The organism is Elioraea sp. (assembly GCF_022842375.1).
GTDB lineage: Bacteria > Pseudomonadota > Alphaproteobacteria > Acetobacterales > Acetobacteraceae > Elioraea_A.
This window is the reverse complement of sequence record NZ_JALHPR010000006.1, coordinates 97,489-121,523: the sequence shown is the minus strand read 5'-3', so window position 1 is coordinate 121,523 and position 24,035 is coordinate 97,489. Positions and strand designations below refer to the sequence as shown.

The following is a 24,035-nucleotide window of genomic DNA, read 5'->3' as shown; positions in this document are numbered from 1 at the left end:
GCGCGTGGGCCTCGCCGCTGTCCAGCCCCTACCAGGCGCAGATGGTCGGCCAGGCGGGGACCGTGCCGTCGGCGGCGAGTGCCTGCGGCGGCGGTGCCGGTGCGTTGCCGAGCCAGCCGCGCGCGGCGACGGTGGCAGCGATCGCCGCGGCGACGCGTGGCGGCGTTAGGCCCTGGCGGCGGAGATCGGCGCGCAGTGCCGCGATCTCGGCCACGCGGCCGTCCCATTCCGGGCCGTAGCGGGCCTCGAGGTCGCGACGGATCTGCACGGCGAGGCCAGGTGCCGCGCCGCGGGTCGAGACCGTCAGCGTCAGGTCGCCGCGACGGACGATGGCGGGAACATGCACGTCACAGAATTTCGGCACGTCCTCGACATTGACGAGAACGCCGATGCGCCGCGCGGTGGCGGCAAGCGGGGCGGCCTCCTCCTCCGCAAGGTCGCACACGAAGAGCAGCTTCACGCCCGCGATCTCGTCAGGTCTCGGCAGGCTGGGGCGGAGCCAGCGTGTCGCTGCGTCGGCGAGCGCCGGTGAGGGCGCGTCGGACCACACGGCGATGTCGCGTACGCCCGCCGCCTCGACGAGACGGAGGCGGTTCAGCGCCTGGCGGTCGCGCCCGACGATGCCGACGCGCGCGGCGGTGAGATCGAAGGCAAGCGGCAGAAGAGCGGGAGGGCGCATCGCTCAGCCCTCCGCGACGATGTTGAAGCGACGGATGATCGCGCCGTAGCGCACGGCATCCTCGCGGATCGCGTCGGCCAGGGCCTCCGGCCCCTCGTCGGTCGGCTCGACGCCGAGGGCGGCGAGGCGCTCGACCAGCCCTGGCTCACGGACGGCGTCGCGGCTTGCGGCGTTGAGCTTCGCAAGGATCGTCGGATCGGTGCCATGGGGGGCGACGATGCCGTGCCAGCCGACGGCGGTGAGCGCGCCGAATCCGGCTTCGGTGAGCGTCGGCACGTCGGGCAGCGCCGTGCTGCGTGCGGCTGGGCTGACGGCAAGGCCACGCAGCCTTCCCGCGCGCACATGCTCGGTGACGGCGCCGATGTTGATCATCACGCCGTCGAGGTGGCCGGCGAGAAGGTCGTTCAGCGCGAGCGGCCCGCCGCGATAGGAGACATGCGTGAGCTCGGCCCCGCTCTCGGCGGCGAGCTGTGCCGTCAGCAGGTGCGAGAGCTGCCCCGTTCCCGGCGTGCCGACAGAGGCGCCCTTCGCCCGGGGGAGCGCGAGCCAGGCTGCGAGGTCGCGCGCCGGATGATCGGCCCTGACGACGAGGATCTGGGGCACGCGCACGGTGCGGTGCACGGGGGCGAAGCCGAGCGGGTCGAAGGCCAGGCGTGGCGCGAGCGTGCCGACGATCGACAGTGAATCTGCGCCCGCAAGCAGCGTATGGCCATCAGGGGCCGCGCGTGCGGCGGCTGCATAGCCGATCGTCGAGCCGCCGCCCGGAACGTTCTCGATGGTGATCGCATGTCCGATGCGCTCCGACACCGCCCGCGCCCAGTGGCGGGCCACCACGTCCTGGCTGCCGCCCGGGGCGACGGGGACGATGAGCTTGAGCGGTCGCGACGGCCACGCGGCCTGCGCGGTGGCGCGGCGCGCGGTGGCGGCAGAGACGAGGGCCGAGGCGGCGGAGGCCAGCGCGGCGCGGCGTGTGATGGTGGTCATGTCGTGTCTCCTGCGTGGGGGATGGATGCGGCGCGCGGTCAGCCGCGCCGACATCGCCGTGCAGGAGGAGGGAGGGGGCGCATCAATCGGCCGCCAGCTTCGTGGGGCCGGGAAGGGCGAGCAGCGCATCGCGGCCGAGGCGGTGGCAGAAATCGCCGAAGCCTTCGTTGCTGTACCGCAACGCCGCGAAGGCGGCGAAGAGTGGCGCGAGCGCATCGGCGACCGCCGCTTCCTTCACCTTGTCATGCAGCATGTAGGACAGCCGCGTTCCTTCGAAATCGCCGCCGACATGCAGAGCGTAGTGGCCCGGCATGCGGCCGACGATGCCGATGTCGCCGGCATAGGGCCTGGCGCAGCCATTCGGGCAGCCGGTGATGCGCACGCTGATCCGCTCATCCAGAAGCCCGTGGCGGGCGAGTGCCGCCTCGATCGCGCCGATCATCGGCTCGCGCACACGCTCTGCTTCCGCCAGTGCCAGGCCGCAGGTGGGGAGCGCGGGGCAGGCGAGCGCCCAGCGCGCGAGCGGGCTGCGATCCTCGGCGAATTCCACGCCGAGGGAGCGGAGCGAGCGTTCGACGGCACCGCGATCCGCCTCCGCGACGTCGGCGAGCAGGATGTCCTGCTGCGGCGTCAGGATCGGCGAGAGACCGAACCGCGCGATGACCGGGCGCAGCGCGGCGCGGAGCTTCACCTGTCCCAGATCGGCGATGCGGCCCGACGGCACGGGAAGGCCGAGCCACCAGCGCCCGTCGCCCTGCGCGTGCCAGCCGAGATGATCGGGGATGGCAAGCGTCGGCAGCGCGGGCGGCTCGTCCATCCGCCTGCCGAACCGTTCCGCGAGCCGATCCTTCACCCAATCGAGGCCCATGTCGTCGATGACGTATTTGAGGCGCGCGCGCTTGCGGTCGCTGCGGTCGCCGAAGTCGCGCGAGAGCCTGATGACGGCCTCGACGGCGGCGAGCAGATCGGCGTGGTCGACGCGTCCGACCGGGGTGGCGAGCCGCGGATAGGTGCGCGGCTTGTTGTGCGTCATCCCGTGCCCGCCGCCGACGCAGACGATCCAGCCCGTGATCGCCTCACCCGTGACCTCGGCGATCAGGCCGAGGTCGTTGGCAAGGACGTCGATGCTGTTGTCGGCAGGGTGCGCGAGGCCGATCTTGAACTTCCGCGGCAGGTAGGTGGCGCCGTACAGCGGCTCCTCCTCGCCCTCGGTGCCGTCGTCCTCGCCCGCAACGAAGATGGCGTGGTGGGCGCGCGTTCGGGGCAGCAGCGCGGCCGAGAGCATGCGCGCGCTCTCCTCCAGCATCGCATGCACGCCGTCCTTCACCGGGGCTGCCGTCGCCATGACGTTGCGCGCGACATCGCCGCAGGTGGCGAAGGTCGTCAGCAGGGTCGCATCGACCGCGGCGATGGTCTCGCGCAGGTCACGCTTGGCGATGCCGTGGAACTGGATGGTCTGGCGCGTGGTGATGCGGAGCGTGCCGTTGCCGTGCCGGTCGGCCAGGTCATCGAGCGCGAGGTACTGCGCCGCCGTGAGCCTGCCCGCCGGGATGCGGACGCGGACCATGAACTGCCAGTCCTTCTCCTGGCCCGCCTGCTTGAGCGCGGTGGCGGTGTCACGGTCATGCTGCTCGTAGGTGCCGTGGAATTTCAAAAGCCCATAGGTGGCCTCGGTCACCTGCGGCGTCGTGGCGTCGGCGAGCTCCGTGGCGATGTCGCCACGCAGGCCCCTGCTCGCTGCCTTCACGCCCTCGATGCCCGACACGCTGGTTCTCCGTGGCTTAGGAGGCATTCATAAAAACCACAGATCAACAGCGCAAGTTTTTTCTTTACACGATACGGATCGGCGTCATGATCGGCTCATGCAGCGTTTCGCCCCTGGATCCGTCTGGCTCGTCGGCGCTGGCCCCGGCGATCCCGCCCTCCTCACGCTCAAGGCGGTGCACGCGCTCGGCCAGGCCGACGTGGTGCTGCATGACGCGCTGGCCGGCCGCGCGGCGCTGGCCCATGCGCGGCGTGGGTCGGAGATCATGGCCGTCGGCAAGCGCAAGGCCGCGCCCTCGCTGCCGCAGGCACGGATCAGCGCGCTGCTCGTCGCGCATGCGCGGGCGGGGCGGCGCGTGGTGCGGCTGAAGGGCGGCGACCCCTTCGTGTTCGGCCGTGGCGGGGAGGAGGCGCTGGCGCTCGCCGAGGCCGGCATCCCGTTCGAGATCATCCCCGGCTTGTCGGCCGGTACCGCTGGCCCTGCCCTTGCCGGCATTCCGGTGACGCACCGTGGCATGGCGTCGGCCGTGACGTTCCTGACGGGTCATGACGAGCAGGGCGGGCTGCCGGAAGGGCTCGACTGGGCCGCGATCGCCCATGGTGCGCCGACGTTGGTCGCGTTCATGGCGCTCACCACGCTCGATGCGCTGGCGGTGCGGCTGATCGCGGCCGGGCGTGATCCGGCGACGCCCGTGGCGGTGATCTCCCGGGCCTCGCTGCCGAACCAGGAGACGCTGACGACGACGCTCGGCGCGGCGACGCTCGCGGCACGACGCGCGTCGATCGGCTCGCCCGCACTCGTGGTGATCGGCGAGGTGGTGGGTCTCGCAGCGACCCTGGCGGCCGGGATGGCGGTGCCGAAGCATGCGGCGGTCGCGCGATGACAGCGGGGCGAGAGCTGCTTGCGCTCGCTCTGCGCGCGGCGATCTTCATTGCGATCCTCGGCGGGATCGCGGTGCTGGCGGGCGGCTGAGCCGCCCGCCAGCGCTGCTACTCAGCCGCCTTCTTCGGCCCGGACGGGTCAGGAACCAGGCGCAGATAGGGCTTCAGCGCATTCCAGCCGTTGGGGAAACGCTTCGCCGCTTCCTCGTCCGACAGCGACGGCACGATGATCACCTCCTCGCCCGGCTGCCAGTTCACCGGGGTGGCGACCTTGAACGCATCGGTCAGCTGCAGGCTGTCGATCACCCGCAGCACCTCGGTGAAGTTCCGCCCCGTGGCGGGCGGGTAGGTGAGGGTCAGCCGCACCTTCTTCGCCGGGTCGATCACGAACACCGTCCGCACCGTCACGGTCGGGTCGGCCTCCGGGTGGATCATGCCGTAGAGCGTCGAGACCGAGCGGTCGGCGTCGGCGATGACGGGGAAGTTCAGGGCCTGGCCCTGCGTCTCGGCGATGTCGGCGGCCCAGCCGGCATGGCGCTCGCCGGTATCGACGGAGAGGCCGATGATCTTCACGCCCCGGCGGTCGAACTCAGGCTTCAGCCGCGCTGCCTCGGCGAGTTCGGTGGTGCAGACAGGGGTGAAGTCCTTCGGGTGGCTGAACAGCACGCCCCAGGACTGGCCGAGCCAGGCGTGGAAGCTGATCGGCCCCTCGCTGCTCTCCTGGGTGAAGTCGGGCGCGATCTGGCCGAGCTGGATGGACATGGCGTGTGATCCCTCGTGGGTTCGGGAGAGCATGGACGCATGGCCGGCGCACGCGTTCAAATAAAAACGCCGTGCAGACGTGGGTTTCAGAAAAGCTCAGATTGCATAAGTGATGGGGACATCCGGCTTCGGCGCGAGACCGGCGGCGGTGGCCTTGCGGGCCAGCGCCTCGATCGTCACGGCATCGAGGCGCGCCAGCGCTGCCTCGCGCGCCTCCAGCCACGCGGGAGCCACGGCGGCAGTGACGAGGGCGGGGAGCGCCTCGCCCGGGGCATCTCCCTCGGCCAGCGCACGGAGGATTGCCCCGGCGGAGATGTCGCGCCGCGCCCGAGCGAGGCGATACCCGCCGCGCCTGCCCCTGCTCGACGCCAGGATGCCGGCACGGCTGAGCGCCTGCAGCAGCGGTTCGAGCCCGCGCGGGTTCTGGCCGAGCCGTTCCGCGATTGCCGCCCCGCCGACGGGGCCTGCGGCACCGTGCAGCGCGACGTCCACCACCGCGGCCACCGCGATTGCCTCCCTGCCGCCCGCATCCAGCATCGCACCGCCTCCAGGCCCGTTGAGGGGACTAAACTACGCTTCCCCGTCGTGGTATTCCATCCGGCATGGACGGTCCATCCCAGGTTTCCCGCATCCACGACAGCATCCTCGATACGATCGGCCGCACGCCGCTGGTGCGCGCGCCGCGGCTGGCGGCATCCGAAGCGCTGGCGGCCGACCTCGTGCTGAAGCTCGAGTTCTTCAACCCGCTCGGCTCGGTGAAGGACCGGATCGGGCTCGCCATGGTGCTGGCGGCGGAGGAGGCGGGAACCATCCGCCCCGGCCAGGGAACGCTGGTCGAGCCGACGTCGGGCAACACCGGCATCGCGCTCGCCTTCGTCGCTGCCGCGCGCGGCTATCGCCTGGTAGTCACCATGCCGGAGGGGGCGTCGGAGGCGCGGCGGCGGATGCTCAGGCTGCTCGGGGCCGAGGTGGTCGAGACGCCGTCGCGCGAGGGCATGGCAGGTGCGATCGCCCGCGCCGAGGCGATCGTCGCGGCAACGCCCGGGGCGGTGATGCCGCGGCAGTTCGACAACCCGGCCAACCCAGCGATCCACGAGGCGACCACGGCCGAGGAGATCTGGGCCGACACGGCCGGTGAGGTCGATGCCATCGTCGGCGGCATCGGCACGGGCGGCACGCTGACCGGCATTGCGCGTGCGCTGAAGCCGCGCAGGCCCGGGCTTCGCATCATCGGGGTGGAGCCTGACGAGAGCGCCGTGCTGTCGGGCGATGGGCCTGCGCCGCACGGCATCCAGGGCATCGGCGCGGGCTTCGTTCCCACCGTCCTCGACGCGACGCTGCTCGACCAGGTCGAGCGCGTCGCCGAGGCAGAGGCCATCGCCACCGCGCGGCGCGTCGCGCGCACCGATGGCATCGCCTGCGGCATCAGCTCAGGCGCCGCACTCGCCGCGGGGCTTCGCATCGCGCGGGAGCCGGCAATGGCGGGCAGGCGCGTGGTGGTGATATGCGCATCCTTCGCCGAGCGTTATCTCTCGACGCCGCTCTTCGCCGCTCTCGACTGAGGGTGTTGGATGGTGGGCGCGGTAGGGATTGAACCTACGACCCCCGCCGTGTGAAGGCGATGCTCTCCCGCTGAGCTACGCGCCCATCCAAGGCCGCGGGTCTTAGGAGGCGCGGGTATCTGCTGTCAAGCAGCGGCGCCGCCCGGCCCGGGCCGGGCCGACCCTGGCAGCGCCGACCCTGGCAGCGCCGAGGCCGAGCAGCCCGGCGGCGAGCAGGGCGAGCGTCGCAGGCTCCGGCACCGCCGTGATCGCGTCGATCGTGAAGGCTTCCACCGTGATGCCGATGCTCCAGGAGAACTCACGCGTCTCGCCCGGGTCGAAATCGGCGAGCAGCAGGAAGTCCTCCGAGACGTTGGCGCTGCCGACGCCGCAGGCGCGGCCTGCCGAGGGCAGTGTGTCGACCACGATCGCCCCGCCTGGCGAGCCTGCCGCCTCGGTCGTGCAGGCATGGGCATCGCTGGCCTGAGGGCCGCCGAGCCGCGAGGCGGCGCGGGCAGCCTCGCGCGTCGTGTCGAAGGCCAGCGCGATGGTTTGGCCCGAGGTGGTGAAGGGCGCGCCGAGGCCCGACAGGGCGGCGCCGAGGACAGGGCCGCCGGTCGGCGTCACGGCGCTGAAGGCGAGCATCACCAGCAGGGCGTCGAAGCTGCGGGCGCCGTCGTTCCTGAGCGTCGCGGTCAGCGTGACGGCGAGGTCGAGCAGGGCTGTGCCCTGGTCGGTGACGCGCGCCGCTGCCGTCACGCCTGCACCGGCGCGGCCAGGGTGTGTGTCGATCACCGTTGCATGGCTCACCGCGCCGTCACCCGTCGTCGCGGTGGTGACGGTCGGCGGTGCGGCGGCGAGCGAGAGGGCGATCTCGCCCGGGCCTGGGGTGACGAAGCTGCCAGCGATGATCCCGTCGCCGAGGCGGAGGCCGATGAAGGCCTGGCCGATCTCGGCGATCGCGGCCGCGCTGGCTGGGGCTGGGGCGAGGGCGGGCGTGCCCAGCCAGGCGGCGGCGAGCAGGACTGATGAGACGTGTCTCAACGAACGGAACTCCATCACGGTTACCCTGCACACAATGTCGTGAGTTGTGATGGTTGCCCACAACTGTACCGCGTCGCAACCACGAAACAACACGCATCACGCGCATTTCGCGTGCGGTGTTGCGGATGTCACATCCGCGTGGTGCTTCCCCAATCCGGCAGTCCCGGCCCGAATGCCCTTGCGCCGGCATGCCGCCATTGCATATCGAAACGCATGCGCAGCATCCTCCTCGTCTCCCTCTCGTTGATCGCTTTGCCGCTGGCGGGTGAGGGGCGGGCGAACACGCCGCTCGCCAGTCCCGCCGGCGCCGTGATGTCAGGTCCGGTGCAGGCGAGCTACACCGCCTACTGGTCGGGCTTCACGATGATGACGCTCGATGCCTCGATCGAGCTCGGCCCCGAGGCCTATCGCGTCGCCTCGACCATGCGCACCGCCGGCCTGCTTTCCACCTTCGTGCGCGGCGAGACCACCACGGTAGTGGAAGGCCGCGTGCAGCCGGCAGCGACGCCGCTGGCGCTGGCCCCGCAGCGCTTCTCGATGGAAGGGCGCTGGCGCGACACGCCGCGCCGCGTCTCGATGAGCTGGACGGGTGGGCAGCCCGAGGTCCTGGCGCTTCTGCCCGCCAACCAGGATGAGCGGGAGCCGGTGCCGACGGAGTTGCAGCGCGGCACGGTGGATACGCTGACCGCCCTGGCCGCCCTGGTGCGCCAGGCTGCTGCCACGGGGCGTTGCGATGGCAGCGCCCAGGTGTTCGACGGCCGCCGGCGCAGCGACTTCACCGCCGTGACCGACGGGAACGAGATGCTCGCGGCCAATCGCTGGAGCGGCTTCTCGGGCCCCGCGCTGCGCTGCCGGTTCGAGGGCCGCCAGGTGGCGGGGTTCTGGAAGGAGGCTGACCGCGCGGAGGCCTCCAAGCCCCGCGGCGGCACGGCGTGGTTCGCAAGCCCAGGCGCCGGCCTGCCGATCATCCCCGTGCGGATCGAGGCCGACAGCAACTGGGGTACCGTCTACCTTCACATGACACGTGCCGCCCCGGGCGTGCTCGCCCTGCCGGCGCGGCAGACCGAGCGCCGCTGACTTGGCGGTGTCACGGGGGCGCCGGTCGCGCGCGATCAAAAACCGCCGCGATAGAGCGTGATGATCTCGCGGTCCGGGATCGTCCTCTCCTGCCTTGCGCCGTAGAAGAACACGCCGCCCGCACCGTCAAGCGAACCAGCGTTCCGCACCAGCATGCGGTCGAGCTGCTTGATCGGAATGCTGAGGAGCAGCGCCACGAGCGACATCACGCTCCGGAACCGCCGCGACGGGTGGAGGTTCGACAGCACCATTTTCAGCGACCAGGCAGACGCCGCTGCGGGGCCGCGTGCGATCCCGCTCTCGATCTCCGAGAAGCGCCGGAAGAGGCGCTGGTGGCCGAGCGGCGTGAATCGGGTGAAGTCATAAGCCCCCATGTGCACGGGCTGGAGGAATGGCGTCTCGGCAAAGACGCGTCCGTCCGGCTTCAGCACCCGCCAGACCTCGCCCACCACGCGCGCCGGATCGGCCACATGCTCGAGCACGGCGATGGCGATGACGAAGTCGAACGTCCCATCGGCAAAGGGCAGGTCGTGGGCGTCGGCGATCGCGTTCACGCCGTCGGAGAACGCGACATCGGTGTAGTGGAACTCCGCCGCATCCTGGTAGCGGCAGTTGCCCGCGCCAATGACCAGCACACGGGGCCGCTCGGCACGCGCCGCGCAGAAGTCGTGCAGTGCGCGCTCGACATCCAGCGTCCTGCGGCTGATCTCGTACTCCGCGAGCCGATGCACGGCACGCCGATAGCGGCCACGAAGGCCGCCATGCGGGTCCGACGCCTCGCCGTAGGAGACACCCTGATAGGCGCCGGCGGACCGATAGTCGTCGATCGCGAAGACGCTGTTCTCGTCGTTGATGAGAATCGGCACGCCCCTGACGACAGGGTATCGCCGGCCGCAGGCGTGGCAGACGAGTTCGCTGCCCCCCGTTGCAAGCGGCCCGCCATGGCAGGTGGGACACCAGAAATCCGCGCCTGCCGCCACACCCTCATCGGCCAAGGCGATGTTCTCCCGCTGCCACTACGTACGGTATCATTGCAGGGCCGACATAACCTGCTCAAGCTTCGCTGTCCGCTCCACGCTGCCGTTGCCCCTTGCCACCGCGATAGGCAGGACGGCTAAACGGGACGTGACCGTGTCCAGGCACCGGCGCCGGAAGCAGCGCGATGACCGCCACGACGGGGATGAGCCAGGCGATCCGGGCCTGGTAGCGGTGGTGCGGCTTCGACAGCGCCCCGGCGGCGAAGGCATTGGCGCCAGCGGCGGTGAGCACGACCAGAACGAGTGCCAGGCTCCGGATATCGCCGCGACGGAAGCTTCGCCACCCAGCGTAGAACGCCAGCAGCACGCCGCCAGCCAGAACCGGCGCATGCACCCAGGCGAGGGGGGAGACGATGCCGGGAAGGCTGCGGTCAGCCTGGCGCGAGGCGGCATAGCGTTCAGCTTCCGCTGCCGGGAAGAACTCCCTGATCCTGCTTCCCGTCGCGTTGTCGATATCGGACCAGGGCTGGGCGATCACGTCGCCGGCGCCGGCCGTGACCGCCTGGCGCAGCGTGTTCGCCACCATCGCGCGGGCGACCGCCGCGGGCTCGCGGGCGATCGTCTCGCGCACGATCTCCCGCGCCTCGGCCGAGAGCAGCGCGCCGCCGAGGAACCGGTCATTGCCCGCCGCGTCGCGGTTCACCGGGCTGCTGCGTTCCCAGAGGAACAGATCGCTGTCCATCGGCATCCACGCGGTGAAGTCACAGAGATACCAGCCGCGATCGGGGCAAAGGGCGGCGATGGTGCGTGCGGCAGGCCCATCGGCCTGCAATCTCGCGAGCAGGAACGTCGAGCCGTGCGGAGACAGCGAGAGCCGCTCGTGGCCCACGAGATTGGTGCCGAGCAGCAGCAGGAGCGCGGCCGCGAGCGGGGCCGTCATGCGCAGCGCGGGGCGAAGCTTCCGCCGGAGCAGGATGCCCATGGCGATGACGGCGGCAGCCACCGGCAGGTGCGAGAGGTGCGCCGCGATCCCGAGCGTCGCCACCGCCCCTGCCCAGAGCATCTCCCACCGCCCGAGCCTGTCGGCCCCGAAGCCGAGCAGGAACAGCGCGAGCACGACCGCGGCGGTGAACACATCGGGCATCAGCAGCGCGATGGTGAAGGGTGCGGTGGTAACGGCGGCCGCGAAGGTCGTGAGCGCCACGTGGGCCAGCGGCCGCGCCCCCCACACGACCCGTCCTGTGAGCCAGAGGAGGTGCGACATCATCAGCCCCTGCGCGACGAGCGGCAGCCAGAGGGTGATGCGCCAGTGGAACAGGTGCAGCAGCGGGCCGTAGACCCAGGGCTTGTCCCAGATCATCAGCGGCACGAGGCTCTGGGCGAGGAAGGCACCGGTGTCGCTGAACAGGATCGGGTAGCCATTGACGATCGCGGGCCAGACCAGCAGCGCCGCGCCGGCCGCGATGGCGGCGAGTGCCTGGATGCGCGACGCCATCAGCGCCCCCAGCGCGCCGCGGCTGCCTCGTCGCTCTCCCGCGCCTCGACCCAGCGGCTCTCGCCCGTGGCGAACTCCTCGCGCTTCCAGAACGGTGCCTTGGTTTTCAGCCAGTCGATCAGGAAGGCACACGCCTCGAGCGCGGCGGTGCGGTGGCGCGATGCGGCGAGCACGAGCACGATCGGCTCCCCGGGCACGAGAGGGCCGACGCGGTGGATCACCGTCACGCCCGTGAGCGGCCAGCGTTCCGCGGCCTCCGCGGCGATCCGGCCGATCGCACGCTCGGTCATGCCGGGGTAGTGCTCGAGCACCATGCGGGAGAGGCCGTCATCGCTGCGCGCGATGCCGATGAAGCTCGCGACGCCGCCGACATCGTGGCGGCCGGCGCTGAGTGCCGCTGTCTCTGCCGCGATGTCGAAGCGCTCCTCCTGGACGCGCACGGTGGGCGTCATCCCACTCCTCCCCGGTTCCGTCAGGCCAGAGATGCGGCCTCCTCCGCCGCCGCTCAAGCCCGCACGGGGGCGGCGAACAGGGTTGTGAGCACGCCCGGCAGGTCGGCGAACCGGTCGATGGCCGCGATCGCGCCGAGCGCCGCGTGGTCTTCCTCGCCATAGCCGAAGGCGGCGTAGACGGAGGCGATCCCCGCCCCGCGCGCGGCCAGCAGGTCGTTGCGGTGATCGCCCACCATGACGGCCCGGCTGGACGGGATGTCGAGGGCAGCGAGAGCGCCGAGCAGGTGGCCAGGGTCGGGCTTGCGCACGGGGAAGCTGTCGCCGCCCGCGACGGTTGCGAACATCCCGGCAAGCCCCAGCGCGTCGAGCACGATCCGCGTCGCCTCCGCCGGCTTGTTGGTGACGACGGCCAGCGCATGCCCGGCATCGGCCAGTGCCGCGAGCGTCTCCGGCACGCCGGGGTAGGGGCGTGTCTCGATCAGCGCGTTCCGCTCATAGTCGGCGATGTAGGCGGCGGCCTCGTCATCGAGCGCAGGCCCGCTGATCGGGCGCCCGGCGGCGGCGAAGCCGCGCGTCAGCAACACCTTCGCGCCATCGCCGATCATCCGGGTGATCGCGGCCAGGCTGAGCGGGCCGAGGCCGGAGGCCGCAAGCCGGCGGTTCAACGCGGCGGCGATGTCGGGTGCGCTGTCGATCAGCGTTCCATCGAGGTCGAGGCAGACAGCTCGTCGCATTCTTGAACCTTTATCCATGTTGCTCGGCGACACAATGCGTGACGGGGCCCTGCTTTGACAGGGGGGCCCGTGCCGGGCAGAACCGTGCCCCGTGCAAGTGCAGGAACGCGCACAACCGATGGATCAGCTCGCCATCATCCTTGCCGCAGGGCTTGGCACACGGCTCAGGAGTGCCGTGCCGAAGCCGTTGCACCGGCTTGGCGGCCGGCCGATGGTGCGCCTCCTGCTTGATGCCTGCGAGGCAGCGGGGTTCTCGCGAATCGTCGTCGTCGCGGGGCCGGAGCCGTCCTTCGCGCCGATGCGCGAGGTCGCCGCACCCCATGCCGTGGTGGTGCAGGCTGACCGGCTCGGCACCGCCCATGCCGCGCTGATGGCCGACGAGGCGCTGGCCGCCACCGGCGGCGAGGCGATCATCCTCTACGGTGACGTGCCGCTGGTCTCGGCCGCCACGCTCGCCGCCATGGTCAGGCGCCGGGCCGAGGCTGGGGCGGGGCTGGCGCTGCTCGGCTTCACGCCATCCGATCCGGCGCAGTATGGCCGCGTGGTGCTCGGCCCGGACGGGTCGGTCGACCGGATCATCGAGTTCAACGACGCGACGGCCGCCGAACGCGCGATCGGCCTCTGCAACGCGGGCCTCTTCTGCGCGCCGGCCGCCGACATGCGCCGCTGGCTGAAGGCCGTGGGCAATGCCAACGCCAAGGGCGAGTACTACCTCACCGATATCGTGGCCCTGGCCCGTGCCGATGGCCTGACGGTCGCGGTCGCCGAGGCGCCGGCCGACGAGGTGCTCGGCATCAACTCGCGCGCCGAGCTCGCCGCCGCCGAAGCGGCGTTGCAGCGGCGGTTGCGGGCGGCGGCGATGGCGGGCGGGGCGACACTCGTCGCACCCGAGACGGTTTTCCTCGCCGCCGACACGGTGCTCGGCACCGATGTCACCATCCACCCCCATGTCGTGTTCGGCCCTGGCGTGCGCGTTGCCTCCGGGGCCACGGTCCTCAGTTTCAGTCACCTCGAGGGCGCGCAGGTGGGCGAGGGGGCGACGGTCGGGCCCTATGCGCGGCTCAGGCCGGGGGCGGATGTCGGCGCCGGCGCGCATGTCGGCAATTTCGTCGAGCTCAAGAACACCACGCTTGGCCCGGGGGCGAAGGCCAACCATCTCTCCTACCTGGGTGATGCGACGATCGGGCGGGGCGCGAATATCGGTGCCGGAACGATCACCTGCAACTACGATGGCGTCGGCAAGCACCGCACGGTGATCGGTGCCAGCGCCTTCATCGGCTCCAACACGGCCCTCGTCGCTCCCGTCACGGTGGGCGAGGGAGCGATCGTGGCGGCTGGCAGCACGATCACCGAGGATGTGACGGCTGACGCACTGGCGCTTGCCCGCGCGCGTCAGACTGAAAAGCCTGGGCACGCGGCGCGCTTCCGCGCTGCCGCGAAAGCGCGCAAGGAGGGCTGATTGCATGTGCGGCATTGTCGGGATCGTCGGGCGTGGGGTCGCGGCACCGCTTCTGCTCGATGCGCTGAAGCGCCTCGAGTATCGCGGCTATGACAGCGCTGGCATCGCCACGCTGGTGAATGGCCACATCGAGCGCCGCAGGGCCGAGGGCAAGATCGCCCGCCTTTGCGCGCTGATCGACCAGCGCCCCCTGCCAGGCACCACCGGCATCGGCCACACCCGCTGGGCCACGCATGGGCGGCCGTCGGAGGTGAACGCGCACCCGATCGCGACCCGCCATGTCGCGGTGGTGCACAACGGCATCATCGAGAACCACGCCGACCTGAAGGCCGAGCTGATCGCCGGGGGGGCGGAGTTCGAGAGCGAGACCGACACCGAGACCGTCGCCCGCCTGCTCGACCGTGACCTTGCCGCCGGCGCCTCGCCCGAGGCCGCGATGGCAGCGACGCTCAAGCGCATCCACGGCGCCTTCGCCCTCGCCGTCCTCGTCGCCGGCCGCCACGACATGATCATGGCCGCGCGCCGCGGCTCGCCGCTGGCGATCGGCTATGGCGATGGCGAGATGTATGTCGGCTCTGACGCGCTGGCGCTGGCACCGCTGACCGAGCGCATCGCCTACCTCGAGGAGGGCGACTGGGCCGTCGTCACCGGCGCGGGGGCCGAGGTGTTCGACGCCGACGACAAGCCGGTCGAACGCGAGATCCGCCGCACCTCGGTGTCGGGCGCGATGGTGGGCAAGGGCAACTACCGCCACTTCATGGAGAAGGAGATCCATGAACAGCCTGCCGTGATCGGCGATACGCTGAAAAGCTACATCGACCCCACCACGCGGGCGGTGACGCTGCCCGACCTTGGCATCGACCTTGCCGCCATCCCGCGCGTGTCGATCGTTGCCTGCGGCACCTCGCTCTATGCCGGGCAGGTGGCGCGCGACTGGTTCGAGCAGATTGCCCGCATGCCGGCCGTATCGGAGGTCGCCTCGGAGTTCCGCTACCGCGAGCCGGTGCTCGACCCTGGCGCGCTGGCGCTGTTCATCAGCCAGTCCGGCGAGACGATCGACACGCTCTCGGCACTGCGCTGGGCCAAGACGCAGGACCAGCGGATCCTCGCGGTGGTGAATTCCCGCGAGAGTGCGATGGAGCGCGAGAGCCACGGCGTGCTGCACACGCTGGCCGGGCCCGAGATCGGGGTTGCCTCGACCAAGGCGTTCACGACGCAGCTGGCGGCACTCGCCTGCCTCGTGATCGCCGCAGGCCGCGCCCGCGGCACCCTGTCCGCCGGGCGGGAGGCGGAGTTGACCTCGGCGCTGATCGAGGTGCCCGCGATGGCGGCCGAGGTGCTGGAGGCCGACAACATCGTCCGCGGTGTCGCCGAGGAGGTGGCCGAGGCGCGCGACGTCCTCTATCTCGGCCGCGGCACGGCCTGGACCATCGCCATGGAAGGGGCGCTGAAGCTGAAGGAGATCAGCTACATCCACGCCGAAGGTTATCCGGCGGGCGAGATGAAGCACGGCCCCATCGCGCTGATCGACGAGGCCGTGCCCGTGGTGGTGATGGCCCCCTCAGGACCGCTTTTCGAGAAGACCGCCTCGAACGTGCAGGAGGTGCATGCGCGCGGTGGACGGGTGATCCTCATCTCCGACCAGGCTGGCTGCGCGCGGCTGGCCCCGCTCTGCGCGCATACCATCGCCCTGCCATCCGTTCATCCTTTCGTCGCACCGATCCTGTACGCAATTCCGGCGCAATTGCTCGCCTACCATGTTGCGGTGTTGAAGGGCACGGACGTGGACCAGCCCCGCAATCTCGCCAAGAGCGTGACGGTGGAGTGATGCCTCGTTCCATGGCACACTTCCCGTAAAGGGGATGATCCTGGCCTGATGCTGCGTCGTATTGCTCTTCGCCTGGGTTTTGCAGCGATCCTGTTCTCAGGTGGCGTGACCGCTGCTGCGGCCTCCGGCCAGAACAGCGAATGGCGCGTCGTTCCTGACCGCATCACCACGGCCGACGATACCCGCACCCTGCCCTACAACGTGTTCCTGCCCGCCGGGTACGATCCTGCGCGCGGCCCCTATCCGCTGCTCGTGCTGCTGCATGGCGCCGGGGCGGACGAACAGTTCTGGGCGGGCCAATTCAGGCTCTGGCAGGCCGTCGAGGCGGGCATCAAGGCAGGCAGGCTGCCGAGGCTGATCGCGGTGATGCCAGGCAGCCGCAATTCCTGGTGGCTCGACCGTCCCGGCCAGCCGGCGGAAAGTGCCGTGGTCGAGGACCTGCTGGCGGACTTGACCGCGAAATACCCCGTGATGGCCACGCGCGAGGGGCGTGCCATCGCCGGCTACTCGGCCGGTGCCTATGGCGCGCTCCGGATCGCGATGCGCCACCCGGGCCTGTTCGGCGCAGCGACCCTCTGGGCACCTGCCACCTACTACGACATCCCGCCGCAATTATCCGCCGCGCGGCGCGCCCGCGTGTTCGCGGGGCGAGACGGCGCGTTCAGCCTCGAGGCCTGGGCTGCCGACAACTGGCCGTCGCTCCTGCCCGGCTACGTGGCACAGCCCTTGCGGGTGCCGCTGTTCATCGCCGCCGGCGACCATGACCGGCTCGAGACGGCGTTCGAGGGTGCGATGCTGTCCAAGACGCTCACCCCCCACCAGCCCGACGAGATCGAGCTTCGCGTCGTCGATGGCGGGCACACCATGCGGGTCTGGGAAACGACGGTCGATGAGGCGTTGACCTTCATGTTCTCGCATCTCGCCCGCCAGTCCCTCGCCCAGCGGCAGGACTGATCCGGCCGCGTTCGTCAGAGCGCCGGTCGGAACAGGAAACCGCCGGCAACGCCGAACACGATCACCGAGACGAGGGACGCTGCGCCGAGCCACATGCCGGTGGCGACTGCCTTGTCGCCACGGCTCGCAACCACGATGCTCGCCACGCCGAGCAGGGCGAGGCCTGCCGAGACGACGATCCAATGCTCGAGCCGCCCGTACACCACGGGCGTGATCCAGGTGCGGAAGGCAGCGGGATCGGAGATCCCGGCACCCAGTGCGAGCAGGGCAACCGGGGCGAGCAGCAGGCCGGTCACGCCCGCCGGCACGGCCAGGAATGCGAGCGTCATGCTCGCCTCTGGCACGCGGCCGCGCCGCCCGAGCGCGATGCCGCGGCTGACGATCGCGCCGGCGACCAGCAGCATGGCCAGGAGGATACCGAGGCTGATGCCTGGCGTGAGCCGCCCCTCGGCCGCGCGGGCGACGATCAGCGCCACGAGCCCCGCGATCACGGCGATGCCGATGCCGAGCATCCGGCCGAACCGCCGGCGCAGATGTCCCGGCCAGGCAGCCCATGGCATGGCCCGGGCAGGCTGTCGCTGCCAGTCAGCGGAGGTCATCGGGCAATCCCCCCTTTGTGTCATGCCGCAATACGGCGCATCCGGCGGCGCTAGCAGAAATGGGGATCGGCTTTCCTTGATCCGAGTCACGCCGGGGGTGAATTCACCGGCTTGTGTGCCCAGCCCGTTTTCCTGGCTCGTTCTCCCGGCTTGTGTTCCCGGCGTGCCCGCTGCCCAGGGCGGTTCGACCGGCGCGGCGGAGGGGTGTATGCTCGCCGCCAAAGGGAAACGGGAGAACCGCCATGCTGAACCCAGCCGCACCACTGCCGCTCAAGGACCCCTCGCTGTTCCGCCAGGCCTGCCTCGTCAACGGCAAGTGGGTCGAGGCCGACAACGGCCGGGGAACACCCGTGCGCAACCCCGCCACCGGCGAGGTCATCGGCGAGGTGCCTGCCTTCGGCCGTGCCGAGACGAAGCGCGCGATCGAGGCCGCCGCCGCGGCCTACCCCGCCTGGCGCGCGATGCTGGCGAAGGACCGCAGCGCGATCCTGCGCAAGCTGTTCGACCTGATGATCGCCAACGCCGACGACCTTGCGCTCATCATGACCACCGAGCAGGGCAAGCCGCTCGCCGAGGCCAAGGGCGAGGTGGTCTATGCCGCATCGTTCATCGAGTGGTTCGCCGAGGAGGGCAAGCGCGCCTACGGCGACATGATCCCGCAGAACGCGAAGGGCCGGCGCATCCTGGTGATGAAGGAGCCTGTCGGCGTTTTCGCCGCCATCACGCCGTGGAACTTCCCCGCCGCGATGATCACGCGGAAGATGGGGCCGGGGCTTGCCGTCGGCTGCACCGGCATCGTCCGGCCCGCGTCGCAGACGCCGTTCACCGCGCTCGCCATCGGCGTGCTGGCCGAGCGTGCGGGGCTTCCGCCGGGCGTGATGAACATCATCACCGGCCCTTCGGGCGAGACGGGGCGTGAGCTCACCGAGAACCCGATCGTGCGCAAGCTCTCCTTCACCGGCTCGACCGAAGTGGGCAAGGTGCTGCTCGAGGCCTGCGCCAAGACCGTGAAGAAGGTCTCGATGGAACTCGGCGGCAACGCGCCCTTCATCGTGTTCGACGACGCCGACCTCGATGCCGCCGTGGTCGGCGCGATGGCCTCGAAGTTCCGCAACACCGGGCAGACCTGCGTGTGCGCCAACCGCATCCTGGTGCAGGACGGCATCTTCGACGCCTTCTCGAAGAGGCTGGCCGAGGCTGCCGCCGCGATGAAGGTGGGGCCGGGCACCGAGCCGGGCGTGGGCCAGGGGCCGCTGATCAACGCCGATGCGGTGGCGAAGGTCGAGGAGCATATCGCCGACGCGCTGGCCAAGGGGGCCAGCATCGTCACCGGCGGGGCGCGGCATGCGCGCGGTGGCAATTTCTTCCAGCCGACCGTGCTGGCCGACGTTCCCCGCGAGGCGAAGATCTTCACCGAGGAGACGTTCGGGCCCGTGGCGCCGCTGTTCCGTTTCCGCACCGAGGAGGAGGCGATCGCGCTCGCCAACGACACCGAGTTCGGGCTCGCGGCCTATTTCTACACGCGTGACGTGGGCCGCGTGTTCCGTGTGTCCGAGGCGCTGGAATACGGCATCATCGGCGCGAACGAGGGCATCATCTCGACCGAGGTGGCACCCTTCGGCGGGTTCAAGGAAAGCGGCCTCGGCCGCGAGGGTTCCAAGTACGGCATCGAGGAATACCTCGAGATCAAGTATGTCGCGCTTGGAGGCATCGGCACCTGAAAGCCCGCTCGATACGTCTACTGCCGTGGCCGTCTGGCTTCGGGTTTCTGCGCTTCCGGTGCTCACGGCCCCAAGGCCGCTCCGCTCCGGTTCTCGAAACCGCTCGCCATACGACTCACGGCAGCGACGTCTCGAACGGGCTTTAGAACGTTCGACCGGAGGCAGTGGATGGATTTCGATCTCTTCGTCATCGGCGGTGGTTCCGCCGGTGTGCGCTGCGGGCGGATTGCCGCCGGCCATGGCGCGAAGGTTGCGGTGGCGGAACGGCGCTTCTGGGGCGGCACCTGCGTCAATGTCGGCTGCGTTCCGAAGAAACTGATGGTCCAGGCCGCCGAATACGGCGCCTGGGCCGCTGACGCAGCCGGTTTCGGCTGGGACATCGACGTGCGCGGCCATGACTGGGGCAAGCTGCAGCAGGCGGTGACGGCGGAGACGACGCGCATCGGCGGCGTCTATCGCCGCCTGCTCGACGGTGCCGGCGCGCGCATCATCGATGGCGATGCGAGCCTCGTCGATGCGCACACGGTTGCTGTGGGCGATGAGCGGATCACGGCCAGGCACATCGTCATCGCCACGGGCGGCGCGTCGGTGATGCCGGAGTTCCCGGGGGCGGAGCATTGCCTCGTCAGCGATGCGCTGTTCGCGATGCCCGAGAAGCCCCGGCGCGCCGTCGTGCTCGGCGGCGGCTACATCGCCTGCGAGTTCGCCGGCATCCTCGCCGGCCTCGGTGTCGCGACGACGCAACTCTACCGCGGCCATCTGTTCCTGCGCGGCTTCGACGCCGACATCCGCGAGGCGCTGGCCGCCGAGATGCGCGAGGCGGGCGTCGACCTTCGCTTCGAGACGGGCATTGCCAAGGTCGAGCGTGCGGGCGACGAGTATCTTGTGCACGCGACAGACGGCACGATCATCGAGACCGACGCGGTGTTCGCAACGATCGGCCGCCGCCCCGCCACCGCTGGCTTGGGCCTGGATGCTGCCGGCGTCGCGGTGACGGAGACGGGTGCGGTGATCGTCGAGCCCGGCGGGCGCACCTCGGTGCCGCACATCTACGCCTTGGGCGACGTGACCGACCAGGTGAACCTCACTCCCGTCGCCACCGGCCAGGGCCATGCGCTGGCCGATACGCTGTTCGGCGGAAACCCCCGCACCATCAGCCTCGCCAACATCCCCACCGCCGTGTTCACCGCACCGCCCATCGGCACGGTGGGGCTGACGGAGGCTGAGGCTGCGAAGCATGGCGAGGTCGATGTCTATCTCAGCCGGTTCCGCCCGCTGCGCCACACCATCTCGGGCCGCGAGCGGCGGACGCTGATGAAGCTCGTGGTCGACCGGCCGACGCAGCGCGTGCTCGGCGTCCATATGCTCGGCGAGGATGCGGGCGAGATCCTGCAGGGTTTCGCGGTGGCGGTGGTGATGGGGGCGACGAAGCAGGATTTCGATCGCACCATCGGCATCCACCCCTCGGCGGCCGAGGAGTTCGTGACGATGCGCACCCGCAGGCCCGACCAGCTGGCCAAGGCCGCGGAGTAGCGAGCCCCGACGCAGCGATGCGCCCTGCGCAGTAGCGCGGGGCGGCGGCTTGTGCATAACTTGCGCTGCACTGCAACCATAACACGCGAGGAACACACGTCATGACCGCGCCCTGGACTCCCGATTCCTGGAGGGGCAAGACGGCCAGGCAGCTTCCGGCCTACCCGGATGCCGCAGCCCTTGCCGCTGTCGAGGAGCGGGTCGGGCGATTTCCCCCGCTGGTTTTTGCGGGCGAGGCACGCCGGCTGAAGGCATCCCTTGCCGACGCCGCCGAGGGGCGCGCCTTCGTGCTCCAGGGCGGTGACTGCGCCGAGGCGTTCTCCGACATGACGGCGAACAACATCCGCGACACGTTCCGCGTGCTGCTGCAGATGGCCGTCGTGCTCACCTATGGCGGGGCCGTTCCCGTGGTGAAGATGGGCCGCATGGCGGGGCAGTTCGCCAAGCCGCGCTCCTCCGACAACGAGACGATCGGCGGCGTGACGCTGCCCTCCTACCGCGGCGACATCGTCAACGGCCCCGAGTTCACCGCCGAGGCGCGCGTTCCCGATCCACGCCGGATGGAACAGGGCTATTTCCACTCCGCCAGCACGCTGAACCTGCTGCGCGCCTTCGCCCAGGGTGGCTACGCCGACCTGCACCAGGTGCATCGCTGGAACCTCGGCTTCGTCGAGCGCAGCCCTGCCGCCGCCCGCTACCAGGACCTTGCCTCGCGCCTCGACGAGACGCTCGCCTTCATGGCCGCCTGCGGCATCACGAGCGACACGACGCCGCAGATCCGCGAGACCGATTTCTACATCAGCCACGAGGCGCTGCTGCTGCCCTACGAGCAGGCCATGACGCGCGTCGATTCCACGTCGGGCGACTGGTACGCGTGCTCGGCGCATCTTCTCTGGATCGGCGACCGCACCCGCCAGGCCGATGGCGCGCATATCGAGTTCCTGCGCGGGGTCAGGAACCCGCTCGGCCTCAAATGCGGCCCGTCGCTCGAGGCGGACGACCTGCTCAGGCTCTGCGATGCGCTGAACCCGGAGAACGAGGCCGGGCGGCTGACGCTCATCACCCGCATGGGGGCGGACAAGGTCGAGGCCAAGCTGCCCGGCCTCGTGCGCGCCATCAAGCGCGAGGGGCGGAAGGTCGTGTGGCTGTCCGACCCGATGCACGGCAACACCGTGAAGGCCTCGAACGACTACAAGACGCGGAGCTTCGACGCGATCCTCTCCGAGGTGCGGCAGTTCTTCGACGTGCACGAGGCGGAAGGCACCTGGGCCGGCGGCGTGCATGTCGAGATGACGGGCCAGGACGTGACGGAGTGCCTCGGCGGCTCGCGCACCGTCACGGAAGCCGCTCTCTCCTCGCGCTACCACACTTTCTGCGACCCGCGCCTGAACGCGGAGCAGAGCCTCGAGCTCGCCTTCCTCGTGGCGGCCGAGCTGAAGGAGCGTCGCATCCCGGCCGATCGCCGCCGGGTGGCTGCCCAATAGGGCCATGGCACCGGGTGCGTCGCCGCGGGACGATGAGATCGCGGCGCGCACCGATGTCTATTTCAGCCGCACGCGCGCGATCGTCGAACGTTTCGGCGACGTTCCCGTCACCTATGCGGTGTTCCTCCGCCGCCCCGTGCTGATGGCGGCGAAACCCGCGCTCGACTGGCTGCGCGCGGTGCGTGGCGATGCCGTCACCATCACGCCGCTCTACGAGGAAGGCGACGAGGTGGGGGCGGGCGAGAAGCTGCTCACGCTCACCGGCAGTTTCGTCGCACTCGCCGAGCTCGAAACGATCCTGCTGCAGAAGCTGGGCGCGCCAAGCGTGGCGGCATGGAACGCGCGCGAGATGTGCCTCGCCCTCCCGCAGGCGGGCTTCCTCGCGATGGATGCGCGCCACTGCGCCGGCACCGAGATGGCGGAGCTGATGGCCTATGCGGCCTCCGTCGGCTCGCGGGCGGCGCAGGCGCGCGGGGCGAGGGGGTTCATCGGCAACGCCACGCATGCCACCGCGCATCATTTCGGGCGCGAGCGTGGCCTCGGCACGATGCCGCACGCGCTGATCGGCTATGCCGGCTCGACGCTGCGTGCCGCCGAGATGTTCGTCGAGACCTTCCCCGACGAACCGCTCACCGTGCTGGTCGATTATTTCGGTACCGAGACCACCGATGCGCTCGCCGTCTGCCGCCGCTTCCCCGACATGGCGGCGTCGGGGCAGGTGGCATTCCGCCTCGACACCCATGGCGGGCGGTTCATGGAAGGGCTCGACCCCGCTGCCTCCTACGCCGTCCTCGAACGCCACGCACCCGAGGCGATCCGGCGCTACCGGTCGGAGGAGGAACTGCGCTGGCTGGTCGGCACGGGCGTCTCGGCCGCCGCGGTGTGGCGCATGCGCGAGGCGTTGGACGAGGCAGGGTTCCGCGCCGCCCGCATCGTCGGCTCCTCCGGCTTCTCGGTCGCCAAGTGCCGCATCATGGCCGAGACGCAGGCCCCGCTCGACCTCGTCGGCACCGGCTCGTACCTGCCGGAGGCGTGGAGCGAGACCTACGCCACGGCCGACATCATCGCCTATGGCGGCATCCCGCGCGTGAAGATCGGCCGCGAGTTCCTGCTGGCCAACCCGGCCCGCTGACGGGTGGAGCCGGCGTCACGCGCGCGCGAACAGCGCATCGGCTTTGCCTGCGCGTTCCTCGTGCTGTTCGTCTGGACGGGCTTCATCCTCGTCACCCGCGCGGGGGCGACGCGCGGCGTGCTGACGCCGTGGGACATTGCCGCGCTCCGCCTCGTCGTCGCCTTCGTGGTGCTGGCCCCCTTTGCCGCGTTCGGGGCGCTGAAGGGGCTCGCCCCCTCCCGCGTGCTGGCACTCGGTGCCTGCGCGGGCCTGGGTTTCCCGATCGCTGCCTATGTCGCGTTCACCCTCGCCCCCGCCGCGCACGGGGCGGTTCTGCTGCCGGGTGCGCTGCCCTTCGCCACCGCGCTCGTCGCCTGGGCCTGGCTCGGCGAACGGGTCGGCGGGGCGAAGGCGATCTCTCTCGCCATGGTCGCCGCCGGCATCGTGCTGCTGGCCGGTGCCGGGTTCATCGCCGAGCCCGGCGCCTGGCGGGGCGACCTGCTGTTCCTCCTGGGCACCACGTTCTGGGCCGTCTACACGCTGCTGATCCGCCGCTGGGGCGTCACGGCGCTGCAGGCGACGGTGGCGGTCGGGGTCGCCTGCGCGCCGCTCTACCTCCCGGTGTGGCTGGTGGCACTCCCCTCCCGGCTCGGCGAAGCCTCGTGGGGAGAGATCGCGTTCCAGGCGACCTACCAGGGGCTGCTCGCGATGGTGATCGCCTCGCTGCTCTATACCCGCGCCCTGGTGGCCCTCGGCCCGGCCAAGCTGGCCTTCTTCACCGCCATCGTGCCGGCGCTCGCGGCCCTTGCCGCCTGGCCGCTGCTCGACGAGCCGCTTGGGCCCGGGGCGCTGGCGGGCGTCGGCTTCGTCACGGCCGGCATGCTCTACGGGGTGCTGCGCGGATCAGGCCCCGCACCGTCACGCGTTGACGCTCCGGCACCCCGAACCTAGCTTC

22 protein-coding genes, 1 tRNA gene and 1 pseudogene are annotated in these 24,035 nt (G+C 70.6%); 11 read left to right on the top strand and 13 right to left on the bottom strand.

Annotated features, from left to right (window positions below):
• Positions 1-28 precede the first annotated feature (28 nt).
• The 3 genes from Q0C38_RS07750 to Q0C38_RS07740 form a co-directional block, all read right to left on the bottom strand.
• Complete coding sequence (locus tag Q0C38_RS07750; RefSeq protein WP_291296500.1) at positions 29-679, bottom strand: bifunctional precorrin-2 dehydrogenase/sirohydrochlorin ferrochelatase; 651 nt, start codon at positions 677-679, stop codon at positions 29-31.
• 3 nt (positions 680-682) lie between these two features.
• Positions 683-1,663, bottom strand: coding sequence for a tripartite tricarboxylate transporter substrate binding protein (locus Q0C38_RS07745; RefSeq protein WP_291296499.1), 981 nt, complete (start codon positions 1,661-1,663; stop codon positions 683-685).
• A gap of 82 nt (positions 1,664-1,745) precedes the next feature.
• Positions 1,746-3,455 (bottom strand): NADPH-dependent assimilatory sulfite reductase hemoprotein subunit, encoded by a 1,710-nt coding sequence (locus Q0C38_RS07740; protein ID WP_291296498.1) that lies wholly within the window; start codon positions 3,453-3,455, stop codon positions 1,746-1,748.
• Between the two features lie 70 nt (positions 3,456-3,525).
• Between Q0C38_RS07740 and cobA the strand changes: the two genes are divergently transcribed.
• Complete coding sequence (gene cobA / locus Q0C38_RS07735; protein WP_291296497.1) at positions 3,526-4,311, top strand: uroporphyrinogen-III C-methyltransferase; 786 nt, start codon at positions 3,526-3,528, stop codon at positions 4,309-4,311.
• A gap of 106 nt (positions 4,312-4,417) precedes the next feature.
• On the opposite strand, the gene Q0C38_RS07730 is transcribed toward cobA, so the two are convergent.
• Together Q0C38_RS07730 and Q0C38_RS07725 are read right to left on the bottom strand one after the other, a co-directional pair.
• A complete protein-coding gene (locus Q0C38_RS07730; RefSeq protein ID WP_291296496.1) occupies positions 4,418-5,071 on the bottom strand; it encodes a peroxiredoxin in 654 nt (217 codons plus the stop codon).
• 96 nt (positions 5,072-5,167) lie between these two features.
• Entirely contained in the window at positions 5,168-5,608 is a 441-nt protein-coding gene (locus Q0C38_RS07725) for an Rrf2 family transcriptional regulator (RefSeq protein ID WP_291296495.1), read from the bottom strand.
• A 65-nt stretch (positions 5,609-5,673) separates the two neighbouring features.
• Between Q0C38_RS07725 and cysK the strand changes: the two genes are divergently transcribed.
• Complete coding sequence (cysK, locus tag Q0C38_RS07720) at positions 5,674-6,633, top strand: cysteine synthase A (protein WP_291296494.1); 960 nt, start codon at positions 5,674-5,676, stop codon at positions 6,631-6,633.
• 10 nt (positions 6,634-6,643) lie between these two features.
• On the opposite strand, the gene Q0C38_RS07715 is transcribed toward cysK, so the two are convergent.
• A tRNA-Val gene (locus tag Q0C38_RS07715) sits at positions 6,644-6,718 on the bottom strand.
• A gap of 17 nt (positions 6,719-6,735) precedes the next feature.
• Entirely contained in the window at positions 6,736-7,671 is a 936-nt protein-coding gene (locus tag Q0C38_RS07710; protein ID WP_291296493.1) for a PEP-CTERM sorting domain-containing protein, read from the bottom strand.
• Between the two features lie 198 nt (positions 7,672-7,869).
• On the opposite strand from Q0C38_RS07710, the gene Q0C38_RS07705 reads away from it, so the two are divergent.
• Complete coding sequence (locus Q0C38_RS07705) at positions 7,870-8,733, top strand: DUF3108 domain-containing protein (RefSeq protein ID WP_291296492.1); 864 nt, start codon at positions 7,870-7,872, stop codon at positions 8,731-8,733.
• Between the two features lie 35 nt (positions 8,734-8,768).
• Here Q0C38_RS07705 and Q0C38_RS07700 read toward each other — a convergent pair whose 3' ends face one another.
• The 5 genes and pseudogenes from Q0C38_RS07700 to Q0C38_RS07685 form a co-directional block, all read right to left on the bottom strand.
• Positions 8,769-9,599 (bottom strand): class I SAM-dependent methyltransferase, encoded by an 831-nt coding sequence (locus Q0C38_RS07700; protein WP_291296491.1) that lies wholly within the window; start codon positions 9,597-9,599, stop codon positions 8,769-8,771.
• Between the two features lie 12 nt (positions 9,600-9,611).
• Positions 9,612-9,713, bottom strand: a pseudogene (locus tag Q0C38_RS23245) (Trm112 family protein); the annotation flags it as partial.
• Positions 9,714-9,786: 73 nt separating this feature from the next.
• Positions 9,787-11,205, bottom strand: coding sequence for a hypothetical protein (locus Q0C38_RS07695; protein WP_291296490.1), 1,419 nt, complete (start codon positions 11,203-11,205; stop codon positions 9,787-9,789).
• Entirely contained in the window at positions 11,205-11,657 is a 453-nt protein-coding gene (locus tag Q0C38_RS07690) for a molybdenum cofactor biosynthesis protein MoaE (RefSeq protein WP_291296489.1), read from the bottom strand. Before Q0C38_RS07690 ends, Q0C38_RS07695 begins: the two co-directional genes overlap by 1 nt.
• 53 nt (positions 11,658-11,710) lie before the next feature.
• A complete protein-coding gene (locus Q0C38_RS07685) occupies positions 11,711-12,391 on the bottom strand; it encodes an HAD-IA family hydrolase (protein WP_291296488.1) in 681 nt (226 codons plus the stop codon).
• Positions 12,392-12,509: 118 nt separating this feature from the next.
• Here Q0C38_RS07685 and glmU point away from each other — a divergent pair, with 118 nt between their 5' ends.
• From glmU to Q0C38_RS07670, 3 genes are read left to right on the top strand one after another with little or no spacing between them, the layout of a single operon-like run.
• Entirely contained in the window at positions 12,510-13,850 is a 1,341-nt protein-coding gene (glmU, locus tag Q0C38_RS07680) for a bifunctional UDP-N-acetylglucosamine diphosphorylase/glucosamine-1-phosphate N-acetyltransferase GlmU (protein ID WP_291296487.1), read from the top strand.
• A gap of 4 nt (positions 13,851-13,854) precedes the next feature.
• Positions 13,855-15,678, top strand: coding sequence for a glutamine--fructose-6-phosphate transaminase (isomerizing) (gene glmS / locus Q0C38_RS07675; protein WP_291296486.1), 1,824 nt, complete (start codon positions 13,855-13,857; stop codon positions 15,676-15,678).
• Positions 15,679-15,726: 48 nt separating this feature from the next.
• Positions 15,727-16,632: an esterase family protein gene (locus Q0C38_RS07670; RefSeq protein WP_291296485.1), complete on the top strand. Its 906-nt coding sequence runs from the start codon at positions 15,727-15,729 to the stop codon at positions 16,630-16,632.
• 14 nt (positions 16,633-16,646) lie between these two features.
• Here Q0C38_RS07670 and Q0C38_RS07665 read toward each other — a convergent pair whose 3' ends face one another.
• Positions 16,647-17,231 carry a hypothetical protein gene (locus Q0C38_RS07665; RefSeq protein ID WP_291296484.1) on the bottom strand — a complete coding sequence of 195 codons (585 nt, stop codon included), beginning with the start codon at positions 17,229-17,231 and terminating at the stop codon, positions 16,647-16,649.
• 242 nt (positions 17,232-17,473) lie between these two features.
• On the opposite strand from Q0C38_RS07665, the gene Q0C38_RS07660 reads away from it, so the two are divergent.
• The 5 genes from Q0C38_RS07660 (at position 17,474) to Q0C38_RS07640 (ending at position 24,031) form a co-directional block, all read left to right on the top strand.
• The gene (locus Q0C38_RS07660) at positions 17,474-18,952 is read left to right on the top strand and encodes an NAD-dependent succinate-semialdehyde dehydrogenase (protein ID WP_291296483.1); all 1,479 of its coding nucleotides are present in this window, start codon (positions 17,474-17,476) and stop codon (positions 18,950-18,952) included.
• Positions 18,953-19,120: 168 nt separating this feature from the next.
• Complete coding sequence (gene gorA, locus Q0C38_RS07655; RefSeq protein WP_291296482.1) at positions 19,121-20,485, top strand: glutathione-disulfide reductase; 1,365 nt, start codon at positions 19,121-19,123, stop codon at positions 20,483-20,485.
• Positions 20,486-20,586: 101 nt separating this feature from the next.
• The gene (locus Q0C38_RS07650; RefSeq protein WP_291296481.1) at positions 20,587-21,969 is read left to right on the top strand and encodes a class II 3-deoxy-7-phosphoheptulonate synthase; all 1,383 of its coding nucleotides are present in this window, start codon (positions 20,587-20,589) and stop codon (positions 21,967-21,969) included.
• A 4-nt stretch (positions 21,970-21,973) separates the two neighbouring features.
• Complete coding sequence (locus tag Q0C38_RS07645; protein WP_291296480.1) at positions 21,974-23,101, top strand: nicotinate phosphoribosyltransferase; 1,128 nt, start codon at positions 21,974-21,976, stop codon at positions 23,099-23,101.
• A gap of 3 nt (positions 23,102-23,104) precedes the next feature.
• Complete coding sequence (locus tag Q0C38_RS07640; protein ID WP_291296479.1) at positions 23,105-24,031, top strand: DMT family transporter; 927 nt, start codon at positions 23,105-23,107, stop codon at positions 24,029-24,031.
• The last annotated feature ends 4 nt before the right edge of the window (positions 24,032-24,035 follow it).